This window comes from Flavobacterium sp. NRK F10 (genome assembly GCF_024054235.1).
Taxonomy (GTDB): domain Bacteria; phylum Bacteroidota; class Bacteroidia; order Flavobacteriales; family Flavobacteriaceae; genus Flavobacterium; species Flavobacterium sediminis.
Map to the genome: position 1 here is coordinate 1 of NZ_JAMXLC010000008.1, position 278 is coordinate 278.

Consider the following 278-nt stretch of genomic DNA (forward strand, 5'->3'; position numbering starts at 1 on the left):
TCACATACCTGATATTCGAAAGTATCCGTTCCGAAATAATCCGGATTCGGAGTATAGGTCACTTCTCCCGTTACAGGATCTACCGTTACCGTTCCGTTTGATGGATTTACCGTTACCACTACCGTGGTAGGATCGATCGTTCCGTCTGTATCTGTATCGTTAGCTGTTACGTCAATAATTACAGGCGTATCTTCATTGGTTGTTGCATTGTCGTTAGTTGCTACCGGCGCATCGTTTACCGGATTTACTACTACTGTTACCGTTGCGGTATCACACAA

Annotated in this window: 1 protein-coding gene; it reads right to left on the reverse strand. The window is 44.6% G+C overall.

What is annotated here, in order from left to right; translation table 11 throughout:
* A partial coding sequence (locus NHF50_RS15610; RefSeq protein WP_252777364.1) for an Ig-like domain-containing protein occupies positions 1-278 on the reverse strand: 278 nt, incomplete at both ends.